The organism is Chryseobacterium subflavum, from assembly GCF_055762745.1.
In genome coordinates, this window is the sequence record NZ_JBVTMR010000006.1 from 190,511 (window position 1) to 209,483 (window position 18,973).

Below are 18,973 nucleotides of genomic sequence, written 5' to 3' on the forward strand. Positions count from 1 at the left end.
TTTCGCCATTTTTGCGATTTCGCCTTTACTTTATTATACTGTCGTTAATCTCAGCGTATTTGTTTTTCCTCCTTCATATGACGGAGTCGCATTGATGTTGATTACAAAATCCCCGCTTTCAATATATCCGTAATTATGTGTAAGCATATTAACCTGGATAATTGTTTCATCCGTTGATTTGTTCATATCATAATAATAAGCATGAACACCCCAAAGAAGGTTAAGCATCGTAATTACCCTTTTATTACCGCTGTACACAATAATATGTGAGTTAGGTCTGTGGGCTGAAAGCTGGAATGCCGTATAACCGGAGTGTGTTAAAGTAACAATTGCAGTAACATTTGTTGTTTTAGCAATTCTAACTGCGGCAAGGCATACCCTGTTGGTAATAAACCTTTCATCAATACAATTATAATCTTTTTCGATAGGCTCGTTTTTGTGCTGATAGAAATTTGTCTTTTCTATATTCTGAACGATTTTAGCCATGTTCTCAACTACCTGGATGGGATATCTTCCCACCGAAGTTTCTCCTGAAAGCATTACAGCATCAGCACCATCCAATACGGAGTTGGCAACGTCATTTACTTCAGCTCTTGTTGGTGTTAAGCTATTGATCATGGTTTCCATCATCTGAGTGGCAATGATAACCGGTTTGGAATAGAATCTTGCTTTTTCAACCAGGTTTTTCTGGATCGCAGGAACTTCTTCCATAGGAACTTCTACTCCCAAGTCACCACGTGCAACCATTAATCCATCACATTCCAATAAGATCTCATCAATATTTTTTACTCCTTCAGGTTTTTCGATTTTAGCTATGATCGGTGTTTTAAATTTACCGTTCGGATGCTTGGCAATAAGGTCCTTAAGATCTATGATGTCCTGTGCATGACGTACAAAAGATAAAGCAATCCAATCTACCTCCATGTCCAGCATAAAGTTAGCATCCTGGATATCCTTCTCCGTTAATGCAGGAAGAGAAACATTCGTATTAGGAAGGTTTACCCCTTTTTTAGAACTCAGAGGTCCCCCTTGTATGGTTTTGGCCTTTACAGTATCCTTTTCGTTGGTTTCAATAACCTCTAGAACAAGCTTTCCGTCATCGATAAGGATTCTTTCCCCCACTTTTACGTCCTGAGGAAACTGTTGATAAGTCATATAAACTTTTGTAGAATCCCCTTCAATTTTTTCATTCGTAAACGTTAAAATATCTCCAGGATTAAGATATGATCCCTCCTTTACGACTCCCACTCTCAATTTAGGACCTTGTAAGTCTCCTAAAATACTTACAGAGTAGCCATGTTCCTTGTTAAGTTCTCTAATGATATCAATATTAGTTCGAACTAAGTCGTAATCTGCATGTGAAAAATTTATTCTAAAAACGTCTACTCCTGCTTTCATAAGTCCTAACATGACTTCTTTAGATGATGATGCAGGGCCAAGCGTTGCAATAATTTTTGTCTTCTTTAAATACTTATTCATAATACTGGATAATTTGATATAGTTCCTCTTCAGAACTCAATGTATAATCTTGAATTGGAAACACAAGATTTTCAGGGAGCAAAATTACGGAAAAATCAGGAAATTGTTCCGAACTATGCAGAATATATTCTACATCTACCTGATTATTTAATAAAAATTTAATATTTTCTTCTTCTGCGAAGAGCTCAGTTTGTATTTTTTTTTGTCTACTTTCACAGGATTTGTTGGAAATGAAAGTAAAGTAAGTCTTTGAAAACTTGTGATAACCCTCGAATCTTGAGAAATAATAGTCATAATATGATCCGTGAAAGACGAGGTCGTCTATCCTTGAAAATTTAAGATCGCTATTTTGATTTATTTTGAAAAAAAATTCATGATCGAATACATTTTTTGCTAATCTTACCAATCCGATGGCAATATCTTCAAATTCTATATCGTCGTGATCATAAAGTTTTTGAATTTCCAAGTATGTTCTCTTTTTTGTTTAAAATATAAAATGCTCGTTGTGCTGCTTTTTCTTCGGCTTTCTTTTTTGAAGTTTCAGTGGCATTGGCTATCTTCTCTTCTCCGAGCCAGACGTGGCAACGAAAAACGATTGATTTATTCCCCTGAGTTTCTTCACAGGTTTCATATTTTATATTTACTTTTTTCTTCTGGCTCCATTCCAGAAGAAGGCCTTTATAGCTCACAATTTTATTTTCGAGCTTATTAATTTCAGATGGCGTCAGCAAACGTTCCAAAATGATCTTTTTACAGGTGTCATATTGGAAGTCTAAATAAACAGCACCGATTAATGCTTCAAATAAATTTCCGGAGATATTTTCACCTAAAGCTACAGAATTTTGTTTAATTAAAAGGTCTGTAAGCTTTAAATCTTCCCCTAATTTATTAAGATTTTTCCTATTAACAATCTTAGATTTCATTTGTGTAAGATATCCTTCATTCGCTTGAGGATAAGTCTGGAACAAATGACAAGAAATAATTGTACCCAAAACGGAATCTCCTAAGAATTCAAGTCTTTCGTAATTGCTGTCTTGATTTTTAGAAGAATTTTTCAAAGAAAAAGCTTCCCGGTAAAGTGCAACATTTTGTATCTCAGAACCCAGCAGTTTATTTAGCTCGGTACTAAGGAAATAGTCTCTCTCCGATAATTTTCTTTTTCTTTGTTTGAGAAGGAATTTAGAAAAGTATTTCTGTAACTCCATTCAGTAAATTTAGATTTTCATAAACAGAACGCAGGCATTGTGCCCACCAAATCCAAAAGTATTGCTCATGGCTACTTTTACATCTTTTTTCACAGCTTCATTAAATGTAAAATTAAGTCTGCTGTCGATATTTTCATCATCAGTAAAATGATTAATGGTAGGAGGAACAATACCATGAATAATAGTTCCTAAAGCAGCAATAGCCTCAATTACACCGGCCGCCCCTAAAAGGTGTCCTGTCATTGATTTCGTAGAATTAATCTGAATGTCGTAAGCATGCTCTCCAAGTAATCTTGAAATTGCGTTGGATTCTGCAATGTCTCCTAATGGAGTAGACGTACCATGCATATTGATATGGTCTACTTCATCAGCAGTTAACCCTGCATCTTCCAGGCAACTTTTCATTACCAGATAAGCTCCCAAACCTTCAGGATGAGGTGCTGTCATGTGATGTGCATCTGCACTCAGACCGCCTCCTTTTAATTCTGCATAAATTGTTGCGCCCCTTTTTACTGCATGTTCATATTCTTCAAGAATAATACATCCTGCTCCTTCACCCAATACAAAGCCATCTCTGTCTTTATCAAAAGGTCTTGAAGCTGTTTTCGGATCATCATTTCTTGTTGAAAGTGCCATCATAGCATTAAATCCGCCCACACCACTCGCTGTAACAGCGGCTTCAGAGCCACCACATACAATAACATCTGCTTTCCCTAATTGGATTAGCATTTTAGCGTCGATTAGTGCATTTGCAGAAGAAGCACACGCAGATACAGTAGTATAATTAGGTCCGTGGAAACCATACTCAATAGAGATGTGTCCAGGCGTAATATCCGCGATCATCTTTGGAATAAAGAAGGGGTTGAATCTTGGAATATCCGTATTCGCCCATCCTAAAACTTCTGTTTCAAAAGTTTCCAAACCACCGATCCCGGAGCCCCAGATTACACCAACTCTGTTTTTATCAACAGAATCTTCGATAATTCTGGAATGTTCTACAGCTTCTCTTGCAGCTACAAGCCCAAGCTGGGTATTTCGGTCCATTTTTTTTGCTTCTTTCTTATCGAAATGTTGCAACGGATCGAAATTCTTGACTTCGCAAGCGAATTTTGTCTTGAAGTTTGTGGCATCAAAAAGAGTAATCGGAGCTGCACCGCTCTCACCTTTAACAAGATTTCCCCAGTATTCCTTCGCATTATTTCCAATCGGTGTTATTGCTCCAAAACCGGTTACAACTACTCTTTTTAATTCCATAAACTTTTTAAATTTTCTTTTGTTGAAGAATATTATTTATTTACTACTTCTTCGATATAAGCGATAGCGTGCCCTACAGTAGTAATTTTTTCAGCTTGATCATCAGGGATTTGAATATTGAATTCTTTTTCAAATTCCATGATAAGTTCAACTGTATCCAGTGAATCAGCTCCTAAATCGTTAGTGAAGCTAGCTTCAGGAGTTACCTCTGTTTCTTCAACGTCAAGCTTATCAGCGATGATAGCTTTTACTCTTGATGCAATGTCTGACATAGTAAATTATTTTTTTAATTGTTAGATGGTGCAAATATATAAAATTCTTTACGATAAAACATTTTTTTAGTCTTTTTTGTGGATAGACTATCCGTATTTTATCAGGAGGGGATATAGTGTTTTCGTTTTCAGGTGTTTATAATTAGTATGCTCAGCAGAAGATGAAATTAATCATAGAGTGAACAACATGGTTTTGAAACTTATGCATTTATCCAGGTATGGAATTCCGTTCTTTTGATGCTGTATATTCAGCTTTTATTGTTATTCTGAGAGACTGAAGTTTATAGAATAGCTGAGATTAATTAATCTGCAGTTTTTTAAATTCTAAAGGCTTCATTCCGGTTTGCTTTTTAAAAAGGCGGGTAAAATAAGATGCATTTTCAAATCCTAATTCATAGGCAATTTCTGAAACGCCTTTTTCACCCAGTCTTAAAAGGTTTTTGGCTTCTGAAATCAAAAAGATGTGGATTAGTTCCATGGCTGTTTTACCTGTTTCCTGTTTTAGAAGATCACTGAGATATCTGGGGGAAACAGAAAGCTGGCTGGCCAATTGGGTGACATTGGGTAGTCCGCTATCCTTTTTTAAATGGCCATTATGGATGTAATTTTTAAGAGCATCATTAAATCTTGATGCCATTTTTCCGGTGATCTGTTCCCGTTCTATAAACTGTCTTTTATAATACCGTTGTGCGTATTTCAGAATTGTTGAAAGGTGGCTTAATATAATCTCCCTGCTGTATTCATCAGGGTTGTTTCTATATTCATTACTAATCTTATCATGAAGTTCAATGATATTTTGCTCTTCCTTTGGAGAAAGGTGAAGAGCTTCAGTAACTTCGTAATCAAAGTAGCTGTATTGTTCAATAGCTTTATGCAGCTCATGTCCTTTAAGATAGTCTTCATGGATGAGCAACATGAATCCTTGTTCCTCGAACTCCAGGTCTCTCATCTCAATGACCTGCCTTGGTTTTGTAAAAAAAAGACAGCCATTGTCATGATCATAAGGTGTACGTCCGTACATAAAAATTCCGGATTTGATTTTCTTGAAGGCGACCATGTAACAGTCTGTGGTGAACTCCCGGTTTCCCATCGTGCATCCGGATAAGCATCCCACGATGCCCAAAAGAGGGTGCTGTGGAGCTTCCCAGTTGCTTTCTGAATGAAGTTCGGTAAGAGTATTATAATGTTTCATCAGATTTCAAAAAACTAATTTACAATAATCTGCAGACAGGATCTATCTGCAGATTATTGAATTTGTCAATTAAGAGGTACAATATATTATTAGTAGCCGTGTGCCCTAACGCTTACTTCTTTCCAGTTTTCAATATCTTCAAGGCGGTCTCTGTATACCTGATTCATTGTGTGGTATGCTATTTTGCCAAGCAGTAAACGTTTTGGTGGGTTTACGGAATCAATAATATCTACTATAGGTTGTATTGTAGCTTCTGGTTTTCCCCAGATGTCAGGATTATCTCCGGATTTGGCGAATTCTTCTCTTACAGGGTTGTAATCGAAAATATCAGATGGAGTTTGTACCGCCGAAGCTCCTGCCCAGTCTGTAGCATATCCGTTGGGCTCTATTAATGTCGTTTTGATTCCCAGATGGGCTGTTTCCGTTCCTATAGTTTCAGTTAATCCTTCAATTGCGAATTTAGAAGCATTATAGAGACCCAGTAAAGGTAATGTAGTCAAGCCTAGGAAGCTGGAAATCTGAATGATGTGACCACTTTTCTGTTTTCTCATTACTGGTAATACAGCCTGGGTTACCCATAGTGAACCGAAGAAATTAGTCTCCATTTGTTCTCTGGCTTGTTGTTCTGTAGTTTCTTCTACTGTCCCAAATAATCCAAAGCCGGCATTGTTGATCAGAACGTCAATACTTCCGAAGTGTTTTTCTATAGTATTTACAGTATCAAAAACATCCTGACGGTTGTTTACGTCCAGTTTTAATGGGAGAATCTGATCTCCATATTTTTTTTTAAGATCATCCAAGGCAGAAATATTCCTGGCAGTGGCTGCCACATTATCTCCGCGTTCTAAAAGTGCTTGTGCCCATAATTTTCCAAACCCTTTGGATGCTCCTGTAATAAAAATTGTTTTACTCATGATTTTGTATTTACATTATTTAAGGATACAAATTTATTGAGGGGAGGTGTAGATAACTAGCTCATTTCAGCTGAATAATAGCACAAAAATACATGCAATGGGAATGGGAATAAATGATTGTTTTAACAAAGTGCATTTGAGCTTTTTAACAAAATGAATGTTATCGGTTTGGCGGAACTTTGTCTCAATAAAATTTAAAATAAAAGACAATGAAAAAAGTTTGGTTTATAACAGGAAGTTCAAAAGGTCTTGGAAAAAGTCTTTTGGAAGCAGTATTATTACATGGAGATTACGTGGTGGCTACAGCCAGAAACCCCGAAATATTAAAAGGTTTATTAGAGGAATACTCTTCACAGTTATTATTAGTAAAACTTGATGTTCAGGTAAAGGAGCAGATTCATTCAGCGGTTAAGGAAGCGGTTGATCATTTTGGAAGAATTGATGTTTTAGTGAATAATGCCGGTTTTGGAATTACAGGAGCTGCAGAAGCGTTTACCGATGAGCAGGTGAGAAGCCAGCTGGAAGTTAACTTATTTGCACCTATTGAGGTGACAAGAGCAGTATTGCCTTATATGCGTAAGCAACGATCCGGACATATTTTGCAAATAAGCTCAGTAGGAGGAAGAGTAGGGAATGCTGGCTTGTCTATTTACCAGGCGGCAAAATTTGGTCTCGCTGGTTTTTCAGAGTCTCTAAGCAAGGAAGTTTTGCCTTTAGGAATTAAAGTGACTTCTATTGAGCCCGGAGGATTCAGAACTGATTGGGCCGGAGCTTCTATGAGTTTTGCTAAAGATGTGGAGGGTTATGAAGAAACAGTAGGCAGCATCAAAGAATATTTAACTTCCGGAAAATTTCTTCCGATGGGTGATCCGGCAAAGGCTGCAAAAGTAATGGTTGACCTGGTTGATCATCCTTCACCACCCATGCATTTGGTTTTAGGAAGTGAAGCTGCAGCTATCCTTCAAAGTGCAGATCAAAACAGGAAGAAAGAATTTGAGCAATGGCGCGATGTAAGTATTTCAACCGATCATGATGAAGCGGTAAATGTGTTGCATTCGGAAGAAGGGAAACAGTTTTTAGCTAAAAAAGGAATTCGTTTGGATTAATGTCCAAATCTTCAATAAGTGCAAGAGAAATACTTGCACTTATTTATTAATTTATTCTGAAGATCCTTTATTATATTTGTAATCAAATGAAAACCACAAGACAAGATTACGGAAATATTGTGTATTCCTGTTATGTTCAGTTGAGCAGGCAGGGAGAGCATTTTGTATCCGATCATGTAATCAGCTATCAGGTTGCCGGAGATTTAATTTTAAGTGATGGGGTCAATGACTACCGATCCGAAAAAGGTTCCATACGTTTTCTGAAGCGCAATCAACTTTTAAAGTTTACGAAACAACCCCCTCCCGGTGGTGAATTCCAATCATTATCCATTCATCTGGACCAGCAGACCTTGCAGGATTTCAGTCTTGCTTATGATGTGGCTTCTGAAAAAAAATGTTCTACGAACTCTTTAGTTGTGTTTGACTCCAGCCCTCAACTGAAAACATATATGGATACTCTGATGATGTATCAGAAGTCCGGGCAGCTTTCAGATCCACGAATGGTCGAACTCAAAATTAAAGAAGCAATTCTTCTGTTGCTTCAGGAAAATCCAGAATTAAAAGATGTTCTATTTGATTTTAATGAGCCTGGAAAAATAGATATTGAAGCGTTCATGAGTAAAAATTATCATTTTAATGTAAATCTCGACCGCTTTGCTTATCTCACGGGACGAAGCCTGGCTACCTTTAAGCGGGATTTTGAAAAAATATTTGGAAAAACTCCTGGAAAATGGCTCTTGCAAAAAAGACTTCAGGAAGCACATTATCTTCTTGCTGAAAAAGGAAGAATGGCTTCGGATATCTATATGGATCTCGGTTTTGAAGATCTTTCTCACTTCTCATTTGCATTTAAAAAACAGTATGGATTATCACCGAGTAAAATTGGCGGATTTTAAAATAGAAAGCCTGAGTCTAATTGACTCAGGCCTTTTTTTAGTTAGTAATCACCGGAATTAAATACCAGTTATTTTTTTAATGCAAAAGGTTGTTTTACAATGAAAACAACCTTTTATACTAAATTCAGAGTAAGCTCTTTTTTATTCTTTAACCCATTTCACGGTTTTCTCTATGTTTTTGGTTTTAATCTTAATAAGATAATCTCCTGTCATCAGGTGAGTTAAATTGAAAGTGCCGATTTTACCAGCATTTAATGTATTGTTCAATTGACTGAATGCCAGTCTTCCACTCGTATCATATATCATGATGTCATAATTTTCATTAGAGTTGGTAAACCTGATATTTAGAATTCCTTTACTTGGATTAGGATACACTACAAATGCATCTTTGGTTCCATTTACTTCATTGACAGCCAGATTCTGAGTAATGGTAAAGTTTACGGGATTGATATTATAAAATACATTACCTTGGCCCGCAACCATAATTCTCGCTTGTGTTGTATTTACATTAGGAATAGTAATTGTTTCTGTACCGTCGTTAGCGGTAGAAGCAACGATCGTCGTTGGGTAAGTAAGACCTCCGTCTGTTGAAAGTAAAATACTCACATTAGCGCAGCTAACGGGAGCAGCGGTCGTATTTGCTACGTTCCAGGTAATGGTCTGAGTGGAATTACCTGTCCAGTTTACGGCTGTCATAGGTGCTGTAACAGTGAACGGACCAGAATTTCCATCTACTGTTATAATGGCGTCATCATTAGCAACTCCGGCACAGCCTGCGTTATTATCCCTTACTGTTAATCTGAATTCCATAGTTCTTCCATACGAAGGCAGGATTTCCCCTTTGGTGGTAACGTTGTTGATTACGTCTGTAAGTTTTGGAAAGTATCTGTATGGAACTGTTACCGGTAAAAATGATCTGAATATAGCAGCATTACCTGTTGGTGCATTCCAGTTTCCTGCCGGTCCTACATCATTTTGTTCCCATGAATAAGCAAGTGCGTTATTCTGCGCGTCTGTAGCAGAACCTGTTAATTTAAACGGAGTTCCTTTGGGAATTGTGTAATCGTTCCCTGCATTCACAACAGGTGCTGTGTTGGTAACCGGAGTTGTTACCTGACAGCTTGTCGATTGAACTTTTGTAGTGATTGATTGAAATGATTTGGTATGAAAAGTAGGAATACTATTAGGTGCCAGATTATTGGTTGCCCCACAAATACCGGCATAAGCCATGATGGTAACACCACTTCCTGGTTCAACAGCATTGGAAGCGCTTCGATTACCCGCGCAATTTCCTGTTGTTGCATTGAATGTATGTGGCCCTCCAAACTGATGTCCTACTTCGTGAGCAACATAGTCTATATCATACGGATCTCCTACGGGATTAGAAGATCCGGTAATTCCGCTTCCTTTATTTCCTGTACTGCATATTACTCCTAATCCGGCAAGTCCACCACCTCCGGTACTGAAAGTATGTCCTATATCATAATTGGCATTGCCTATTAATGCATCAATCTGAGCCTGGCTTTCATCAATCAAAGTATATGCGTCATCATTACCTGTAAAAGGATCTGTTGTTGGATTTGTAAAGATGATATTAGTTTCATTGGGAATTAATATGAGCCTTACCGCAACCTCTTGTTCGTATACTCCGTTTACCCTGTTTACTGAGGTAACAATAGCTGAAAGAGTTTGAGCAACCGTGGGAGATGTTAATCCTGTTGCAGCTTGGGCATACTCACCGGTACAGGCTACTGCAAATCTGAAAATTCTAATTTGAGTACCTACGCTTGGAGTAACGCTTTTTTGTACGCTTTTTTTTTCAGGAACAATATCTTCGTCTTTGGTTGCACAAGTTCTTGGTTTTCTGTCAATCAGATCACTTTTTTTATAAATGATATAATTGTTGATATTGTTTTTTGCGTAAGGATCAATGTAAGCATCTCCATTTACAATCGATTTTATCTGAGCATGAAATCCAAGCTCTGTAAAATCCAGCTTTATAGTAGCGTATTGATCGTCAACTCCTTGCCCTGTAAAGGTAACCAATTGTGGAAACTTCTGAGCAAGTTCGGGAGCCATCACTGAAGATTTCCAAATTTTAAATTTTGCTTTTGTACCATCTGGCATTGGAAGGACAATGATAGGTGCTTTGTCTTTAGGGTCATTGTCTTTTAGTTCAGGAACAGTACTGAAATAGCTCTTTATGCCATTGACATCCAGGCTGTACGTAAGGAACTTTTCAGGTTGTACCGTTCTGCTTTTAGGATCTGCTTTAATGGATCTTTCACTAATAGTAGTAAAAAAATCCTGTGCCTTCCCCAGGGAAATGGAAAGCATAAAGATTCCCAGATAAAATAATTGTTTAATTTTCATAATTTATATGTTTAATTTTATGATATTTCGGTTTTATTAGCTTTGTGGAAATAAAAAAAAATGAAAATCTTTATTTAATTAATTTTAATAATTCAAAATACAAATAACTATAAAATTAATTAAATATTTGGAATAATTATAAGGAAAATACAATGTGAGGTGTTTTTTGTTATTGTAAAAATTGTATTTTAAGTAATTTGAGATAGAATTCTCAATAAATATGAGATATAGTGAGAATATTAATCTGAATGTTAAATGACGTTTTTATAGTTTATCAATGTGAGAAAATAGAAACTCCCCATAATTAATAACTATGAGGAGTTTATTTTAAGTGGAGTTGGAGAGTAGTAATTTCTCTATATGATTAGGTGATGAAAACTGGATAAAACGAAATGTGATTTTTCTGCCAACATTTTCTGATAACATTGAAAGAGCGGAACAATATTTGATAAATACTTATGAGTTATTGCAAAACATGCAAGTATTGATCGCTTGGAATTTGGTAAATAATAGATGATGAAACTAAGTGGAATATTTGTAGAAATATCTATTATACGAAATAATTAGTTCTCATGTTTCCAGACTTTCTTTGCAACTTGTAATTATATCAAAGTTCCTACACATTATTATGGCAATAACAGGACGCAAAACAGAAAAAGAGCTTTTATAGGAAGGGATTTTAATGATTTATCAAAAGCAATGTTATCTTACAGGAAGCAGTCAGGTAAAGATAAAGCAGAAGATTCTCAAATTAAAAATGTAAATTAATTATTAAGGTCTTTTTTTATAATTTTACTTCCATAAGAGTTTTCACTTCATTTATTTTCTTATACATTTTATTAAAGAAAATATTTCTGGCTTTATTGCTGATAGAAAGTGGCTCAGAATTCTTTAGGATGAGCTCAATACTTTTTTCATAGTTGTTGCAAACCCTTTCATCCGTGGTATAATAATAACTTAAAATATTGTAAGGCAAAAAAAGCATTTTCTTATCTAGCAATTTGATGAAAACAGTGTTCCCCATGATTAACAAATCATTCTGATAAAGTTTAAAATAGACTTCTTTTCCATCTTTTCTCTCATGGGTCGCCTCATTTTCTATTTGCTTTAACATCTGTAAAATCTCATCACAAATTTTTAATACACTATGGCTATTGATCATCTCCAATTGATGAAAATAGATGATCTGCTCAAGTAGGGCGTGGATCGTAACTTTGCTCCATATCTCGGTTGAGTTTACATTATGATAGGTATCGGCTAATAATACGGCTTTCTCCTTAATTTTTTCAGTAATATCAAACTTTTCAAAACTAATTCTTTGAGAAAAGAAGCGAGCATCCATGAGTTTCAGCCATGTATAAATTTTAAATTTACGCAGATTCTCAAACTTCATAAAATAAAAGAGGGGAATATCTTTTGCCGCATATATGAATTCAACATTCGATGTGTCTTTTACTTTTTGGAGATTGGCAATGGAAGACTCAAAATATTTTTCCAGATCATCTATATTATAAATATCATGTACCTTGTTGATCACGATATTATTTACCCCGGAGTTATGAATTGAATCCAGAGAGATCCCAAAATGAGAAGCAAGAGCAATAGCTTCATTGATTGTAGTATTGTTTTTTCCACTGATTCTTCTGTATGCAGAGTCATTGGATAGCTTTAATTGATCAACCATAAGGTCTACCAAATTTTTTTTTCCTCCAGATTCCTTTAATAATAAGTCAAAAAGACTTTTTTGATAACTTTCCATCGACAATCATGTTTTATTTGCAAATATATATATAAACGAAAATAGCAGTGCAAATTTTAGATAAATTATCTAATTAGTTTTCTTTAATTAGACGAATTGTCCTTTCTTGAACCAATTATTTTTTTGAGATTTGCAATACAATTTAACACAATTAAAATGAAACAAAAATTATTCTCGTTAGTCTTATTGGCTTCGACATTTAGCTTCGCTCAACAAGCCGAAAATCTAAAAATACACGATACAAGAAGCACCAATGCTTTACCTTCTGCCTATAATTTTGAACTTAAGACGGAATTTAAAAGTCGTGATGCAATAGGGGTTCCGGGTTCCGGGCTTTATTCAGGATTATTAACAATTGCTCCCTGGAAAGATAATTCCGGAAATAAACATCATCAATTAAATTTTAACGACGGGGGAATCTTTTACAGAAATGCTTTACCCGCCGATTCACAATGGGGGAACTGGGGGAAACTTCTTATTGAGTCAAATGATGGAAAGGTAAGAATAGGGATGAACGATATTGATACGAATAACAATTCTATTGCTGGATTGAGGGTTTATAGAACTGAAGGGGCTGCGTTAGAAGTTGCTAATTCTTTGGGTGTGTTTCAGATTGGGAAGTCCTCTTGCAATGGGTGCTTCTCTGCTCATGCAGAGCCTGGTGATACGGTATTGAGAAATTTAGGAAACACTCATAATATCATTATTTCTATGCCTAATACCCGAAATGATGGGAGTTCATATATAGGGCTTAATGATGGGGCGAATGGAACATGGATTAAATTCTTTAATAATGGAATTGCCCGGTTTAATGGTAGAATATTGGCCAAAGAAGTGGAAGTAAAAGCCAATGTATGGGCAGACTATGTTTTCAAAAAAGACTATCGACTTCGTTCTTTGGAGGAAGTAGAGCAACATATTGAAGAAAAAGGACATTTACCGAATATTCCTTCTGCAGAAGAAGTCATAAAGAATGGAATTAATGTAGCAGAAATGAATGCAAAACTTCTTGAAAAAATAGAGGAGCTCACTCTTTATTCAATAGAACAAAATAAGCAGTTGAAATTCCAATCAGAGCAGCTTAAACAAGTTCAAAAAGAAAATAAAGTTTTGAAATCTCAATCTGAAAAAATAGAGAAACTGGAAAAACAATTGGAATTTCTTCTTTCAGAAAAAAACTAAATAAAACACCGATGAAAAGAAAATTACTTTCTCTATCCTCCTTATTAATAGGATTTCTTGGTTTTTCTCAAACCGTAGTGTATTTCAAATATGATGAGGCTGGAAACCAAAGATACAGAGGTCCCAACAACAATGCTAAAAAAGCTGCTGAAGAGCTAAAAAAAGAAGCTCAATCTGAAATTCAGAGAAAGCCAGCTGCTTCTATACAGCAGAGTACTGCAATGGATGAGAAAACATTCTGGAAACAGGTCAGGCTTTACCCTGTTCCGGTTAATGATTTCCTTACCATAGACTGGACCGACGAAACAAATGAATTGATAGAATCTGTTTCACTTTACCAGCATAGTACAGTTCATTGGAAATTCCAACAACAAAACACTCCAGGCTTAAATAAGCAATTAAAAATCAACATGTCCGGCTTTGAATGGGGAGTCTATATTCTTCGTTTTACTCTGAAGGACGGAAGGGTATTTAGCAGAAATATTACGAAGAGGTAGCAGATCTCAGGTTATAGGTTCTAGGTAACAGTATCTACCGGTTAACATCAGATCGAGTATTTTTTGGAATAAAATGAAGAAATAGGTATCGAGAACTGCTAAAGTACACCTATTTCGAAACGGTTTTTTAGAAGCCCATTCAAATTGATACCATCATCACACAATCATAATTATCATAAAGCTTATGAAATTTTTATATTCATTCATTATATCTTTAAGCTCTGTATTGAGTTTTTCACAGACTATACTCTACCAACAGGAAAGCACTTCCCGAACAGTACAGGATCCCCAAACGGTAGTATTGGCACAGGGGTTCAAGGCTACTTCTAGTACCTCCAACCCATTTATAGCTAAAATTGGTCCTGCTACAGAAAGCCAAGGAGGAGGTCCTACGGATTCTAATGCGGGAGCTAGTAATCCAAGTGGAACATCGGCACCATTGGGGACAAGCTTTCATGATACCCAAGGAAACATAGAAGTCAATGGAGCCGGGCAGCTTCAGTTTACTCTACCTATTACCTTACCTCCTGGAGTGAAAAGTGTTGCCCCACAGGTAAACCTTGTTTATACAAGTGGTGTTGCAAATAGTATTGCGGGATATGGTTGGACTCTATCCGGGATTACAGCTATTTCAAGAATGGGGAAAATCATTGAAAAAGATGGGGAGGTTAAAGGAATCCAATTGGACTATTCGGATTATTACAGTTTCAATGGTCAAAGATTAATCTTAAAATCAGGAGAATATGGAAAAGCTGGCGCAGAGTATGTGACGGAAAAATACTCTAACATTAAAATAAGATCAATAGGAACGATCACCGGACAAGTATGGAAAGGTCCCGAATATTGGGAGGTTACTTTTGAAGATGGTTCCCAGGCTTGGTATGGATCAGTAGCACCTGGCAACAGTACAGCCAGAACACCACTAGAATATAATATAGTCAAATGGAAAGATGCGCAAGGGAATTATATTACCTATCAATATATTCAAGATGCCAATACAAATATAAACAGGATCACTACTATACAATGGGGAGGGAATGAAAATTTAAATAAAGCTCATTTTAATACCATTGAATTGAGCTATATTGACAGGGATTTAAAAGAACAATCCTATGTACAAGGATTGGCGTATACTCAAAACAAACTTTTATCGGAAGTCAAGGTTAATACAAATGGAAATCAATTTAAAAGGTATAAAATAGGCTACATTAAGGACATCAATGGTACCGGATACCAGTTTGCCCAACAAATCACAGAATATAATTCTGCTAATGAAGCCGCAAACCCTATCCTAATAGAATATGAGAAATCTTCAAGAGAAACTGATTGGACAGAGTCAAGAAGTTATTCTCTGGAATCTGGATTATTAGGGGATTTTGATGGGGATGGGAAAATAGATGTCTTAGAATACCGTGATCAGCCATTCCGAGTTTGTGAAAGCTTTACCCCGGGTTCTAATGGTACATGTGTCAATCCTACAGACAAACCTGCAGGCCTTTATCTCGTTAAAAAGGCTTTAGATCATGCACAGGCACGTGAGCTTACCTATATAGGAACATTAGATGCTACAAAAGAAGAATTTAAAAAAGCTTTATCTATTTCTTTTAAAAACCCATCACAAATTGTAGAAAACAAGCAGGGATTTGCTTTTTATAAATTAATAAACAATCCCACTTCTGGGAAAAAAGATATCCAATTATTTGTATATTCTATTAATGAGGCAAATCAGTTGGTACATGAATACACCAAGACTCTTCCTAATTCGGTTTACGATTATACTACACCGGATTTAGGCCCTATGGAAGAAGGGTACAGTGTCAAAACTTCCCCTTCTTCAAAACTTATGGAAATGGATCTGGATGGAGATGGCATTTCCGAATTGTTTATGGGATTTAATGATGCCGAACATACAAAAATAAAAAAAACCGGAGACCCTAATGGGCCTATAAGTTTACCGGAGTTTGAAGAAACTTTCAGTAACAGAAAAAGATATATTGTTATCAATATGGATAATGGGATTGCCTCATCACAATCCTTTTCCCATATGTCTTTTTACCCCTATGATACTGATGTATTAGAGACGTACAAAATAGGAGACTTTGATGGAGATGGGAAAACAGATTTCTTGAGATTCGATGGGGGGAACCGTCCTTTTATTATTCAATTTAAAAAAGGAGTGGATCATTTGTATTCAGCTATCGAACGAGGATTCTATCTTAATGATAACAGGATTAAAGGAGTATCTAAAAGAGCTGTTGTAGGTGACTTTAATGGGGATGGAAAGAGTGATTTATTAATTCCTGCTTCCGGGACTACAGCGGATTGGTACCTGTACCAGTCAACAGGAATTGCATTCGCGGAAGAGTTAAAATCCAATTTTGCCTTATTTCGACAGGACCCTTATTTTACCTCCAATAATGATGGGACAGCAACGCTGGAAAGAACCAGCCATCAGGCTTATGACTTAGATAGGGATGGGAAAAGTGATTTTGTTACTTTTAATTATCGAAAGGAAAGAGTTAAGGTGGGTAACTCTAGTACCCTATTTGATATTTATTATTACAATACCGTAGATATTAAAATTTCATCTGGAGGAAATTTTAATAATGATATTCGCTATTCTTTTAATGAGGGACCTTTAGCGGATAATAGCGGTGGGTTTTCGAATTCTCAAAGTCCTTTTAGCAAAAGAACAAGATTTGATTTTCAGGAACTTTTGGGTAGTTTTAGAATCAATCAGTCTATCCACCAGATTATTCTTGTTGCTCCGGGTCCTTTATATACAAATCCTGGAACTGTTGGAGGAGATCGAATGAAGAAAATTGGTTTTTATGATGTCTCCAAAGAGGCCCGTGTTAGTGCTATCAATCATAAAGGTATAAGAACAGAGATAGAATATAAAGAGCTTGATCCCACGATTAATCCTAATTTTTATAAGCCAATAAAAAAAGAACAATACCCCTATATTGAAGTGGGCAAACTTTCCCAGACTTTTGTCGTTTCCCTGATTCGCCAAGAAGGACTAAAGCAGGATTTCCGTTACAGAGGCTTTATCAGCCATTTACAGGGGAGAGGAACTATTGGATTCCGACAGGCTGCGCGTTCTTCCTGGTATGCTGATGGCTTTGAGAACACTAAAATATGGTCTGGTTCGGAAATGGATCCATTAAACGGCGGTGTTCCGGTAAAAGAATGGTCGATCAGAACCAATGAAGAGTCAAAGATCTTTCCTGTGGATCTTTCCGAAAATAATACCCAGCTTTTAAGCTTTAAATCCACGATTTATCAAATAGATCAATTATTAAATGGGCAGGTAGTTATACCCCCTGTTTCTAACACGGATAAACCCAAAGTGGTCACTGCTACGGTCGTAAAAAGTACAAGAACTAAGGACTTTCTCACGGGTATTCTCACCAATAGCTCAATCAATTATGGAGACTATTACCTTCCAATACAAAGTATATCTAATACCCATAATGGATATGGAATTAAAACCACGACCCTTGACTATTTCCATAATCCATCAGGAACAGGAGCCAATTATTACATTGGTCGTCCGAAAATTAAAGAGGATGTCGTACAGGCTTATGGGGATACCAAAAGAGCCAAAGAAGAATATACCTATGAAAATAACCTGTTAAAAACACAGATCACCTGGAACAGAAATAATACCGAATCTATAACAGAAACCTATAACTATGATGCCTTCGGAAATATTACAAAAACGGCAATAAGTAATAGTATAGATTCACGGATTCAGAGTACGGAAGGTAGGTATGATTCTAAAGGCCGTTTTGTGGTAAAGAAAATGGACAATTTAGGTCTTGAAACCAATATCCTGTATAATGACTGGGGCCAGATTGAAAAGCAAACCGATCCATTAGGCAATACCTTAGAAAATAAATATGATGGATGGGGTAAACTCTTAACCTCGAAAACCAATCTGGGCGGAACAACTACCTATCAGTATGACAGGGATAATAATTCGAATATCACGATTACTCAAAATGACCCTGATGGCGGTATCTCGAAAAAATACACCAATAAATTGGGGCAAGATTATAAAACTTCCATCAAAGCCTTTGGACAAGGAAGATATATTTCTACAGAAACGCAGTATGATCAATTAGGAAGGAAAACAAGAGAGTCCGAGCCTTATTTTGAAGGGCAGAGCCCGAGTCAATTTAATGTAATTTCCTATGATGATACTGTATTTCCAGCCAAGATAACGGCGACCTCATTCAATGGCCAGAAAGCAGAGACTTCTGTTTCAGGGCTGACCACAACGGTCAAAGAATTGAATGGCTATGGAAGAACAACCACCAAAACAACAGATGCCTTAGGAAATGTAATTTCAAGTACTGATAAAGGAGGAACCATTCAATTTAGCTATAATGCTGCTGGTGAACAAATCAAAGCCCAATATGCTGAAAATATCGTCACGACAAAATATGACCCTTGGGGTAGAAAATCAGAATTTAATGATCCGTCGAATGGAATCTATAAATATGAATATAATGGTTCCGGACAACCTAAAAAGATTATTAGCCCCAAGGGAACGAAAGAATATACTTATAATAATCTAGGTCAGCTTATTTCCCAGAAAGAAATTTCTACAATGGACGGTGGGGAAGCCACTAACAAAAATATCACTTTCTCTTATGATGACAAAGGAAGGGTGATTTCAAAATCAGGAACCTCTAAAGGTCAGGCATACAATTCCAGCATAATTTATGATCCACAGGGAAGAGTTTTATCCTCATCGGAAAGCAGCAATGGAAAATACTTTATCCAAAAAGGAATTACCTACGATGATAAAGCAAGAGTGATTTCCTATGAAAAAC

14 protein-coding genes are annotated in these 18,973 nt (G+C 36.3%); 5 read left to right on the forward strand and 9 right to left on the reverse strand.

The window, feature by feature from the left end; genetic code table 11:
- Positions 1 to 33: 33 nt before the first annotated feature.
- The 7 genes from pyk to AC0INN_RS21030 all read right to left on the reverse strand — a co-directional run bounded on the left by pyk (position 34) and on the right by AC0INN_RS21030 (position 6,316).
- Positions 34 to 1,479, reverse strand: coding sequence for a pyruvate kinase (gene pyk / locus AC0INN_RS21000; protein WP_172280712.1), 1,446 nt, complete (start codon positions 1,477 to 1,479; stop codon positions 34 to 36).
- Positions 1,472 to 1,945, reverse strand: coding sequence for an IPExxxVDY family protein (locus AC0INN_RS21005; RefSeq protein WP_273649624.1), 474 nt, complete (start codon positions 1,943 to 1,945; stop codon positions 1,472 to 1,474). Before AC0INN_RS21005 ends, pyk begins: the two co-directional genes overlap by 8 nt.
- Positions 1,923 to 2,684, reverse strand: coding sequence for a ribonuclease III (rnc, locus tag AC0INN_RS21010; protein WP_172280708.1), 762 nt, complete (start codon positions 2,682 to 2,684; stop codon positions 1,923 to 1,925). The genes AC0INN_RS21005 and rnc overlap by 23 nt, the downstream gene beginning before the upstream one ends.
- A 9-nt stretch (positions 2,685 to 2,693) precedes the next feature.
- Positions 2,694 to 3,938: a beta-ketoacyl-ACP synthase II gene (gene fabF / locus AC0INN_RS21015; protein WP_172280707.1), complete on the reverse strand. Its 1,245-nt coding sequence runs from the start codon at positions 3,936 to 3,938 to the stop codon at positions 2,694 to 2,696.
- 32 nt (positions 3,939 to 3,970) lie between these two features.
- On the reverse strand, positions 3,971 to 4,210 hold the full coding sequence (locus AC0INN_RS21020) for an acyl carrier protein (RefSeq protein ID WP_002976354.1): 240 nt from the start codon (positions 4,208 to 4,210) through the stop codon (positions 3,971 to 3,973).
- Positions 4,211 to 4,508: 298 nt separating this feature from the next.
- On the reverse strand, positions 4,509 to 5,402 hold the full coding sequence (locus AC0INN_RS21025; protein ID WP_273649623.1) for a helix-turn-helix domain-containing protein: 894 nt from the start codon (positions 5,400 to 5,402) through the stop codon (positions 4,509 to 4,511).
- A gap of 89 nt (positions 5,403 to 5,491) precedes the next feature.
- On the reverse strand, positions 5,492 to 6,316 hold the full coding sequence (locus AC0INN_RS21030; RefSeq protein ID WP_306614964.1) for an SDR family NAD(P)-dependent oxidoreductase: 825 nt from the start codon (positions 6,314 to 6,316) through the stop codon (positions 5,492 to 5,494).
- A gap of 209 nt (positions 6,317 to 6,525) precedes the next feature.
- Between AC0INN_RS21030 and AC0INN_RS21035 the strand changes: the two genes are divergently transcribed.
- On the forward strand, positions 6,526 to 7,422 hold the full coding sequence (locus AC0INN_RS21035) for an oxidoreductase (RefSeq protein ID WP_172280701.1): 897 nt from the start codon (positions 6,526 to 6,528) through the stop codon (positions 7,420 to 7,422).
- An 86-nt stretch (positions 7,423 to 7,508) separates the two neighbouring features.
- Positions 7,509 to 8,318 (forward strand): helix-turn-helix domain-containing protein, encoded by an 810-nt coding sequence (locus AC0INN_RS21040; protein WP_273649621.1) that lies wholly within the window; start codon positions 7,509 to 7,511, stop codon positions 8,316 to 8,318.
- Between the two features lie 141 nt (positions 8,319 to 8,459).
- Here AC0INN_RS21040 and AC0INN_RS21045 read toward each other — a convergent pair whose 3' ends face one another.
- Positions 8,460 to 10,691 carry a zinc-dependent metalloprotease gene (locus tag AC0INN_RS21045; RefSeq protein ID WP_306614967.1) on the reverse strand — a complete coding sequence of 744 codons (2,232 nt, stop codon included), beginning with the start codon at positions 10,689 to 10,691 and terminating at the stop codon, positions 8,460 to 8,462.
- A gap of 784 nt (positions 10,692 to 11,475) precedes the next feature.
- Positions 11,476 to 12,450 (reverse strand): hypothetical protein, encoded by a 975-nt coding sequence (locus AC0INN_RS21050; protein ID WP_306614969.1) that lies wholly within the window; start codon positions 12,448 to 12,450, stop codon positions 11,476 to 11,478.
- Positions 12,451 to 12,606: 156 nt separating this feature from the next.
- On the opposite strand from AC0INN_RS21050, the gene AC0INN_RS21055 reads away from it, so the two are divergent.
- The 3 genes from AC0INN_RS21055 to AC0INN_RS21065 form a co-directional block, all read left to right on the forward strand.
- Positions 12,607 to 13,632: a cell wall anchor protein gene (locus AC0INN_RS21055; RefSeq protein ID WP_306614971.1), complete on the forward strand. Its 1,026-nt coding sequence runs from the start codon at positions 12,607 to 12,609 to the stop codon at positions 13,630 to 13,632.
- Positions 13,633 to 13,643: 11 nt separating this feature from the next.
- On the forward strand, positions 13,644 to 14,129 hold the full coding sequence (locus tag AC0INN_RS21060; RefSeq protein ID WP_306614973.1) for a T9SS type A sorting domain-containing protein: 486 nt from the start codon (positions 13,644 to 13,646) through the stop codon (positions 14,127 to 14,129).
- A gap of 184 nt (positions 14,130 to 14,313) precedes the next feature.
- The coding region (locus AC0INN_RS21065) for a SpvB/TcaC N-terminal domain-containing protein (protein ID WP_306614975.1) at positions 14,314 to 18,973 on the forward strand (4,660 nt) is incomplete at its 3' end.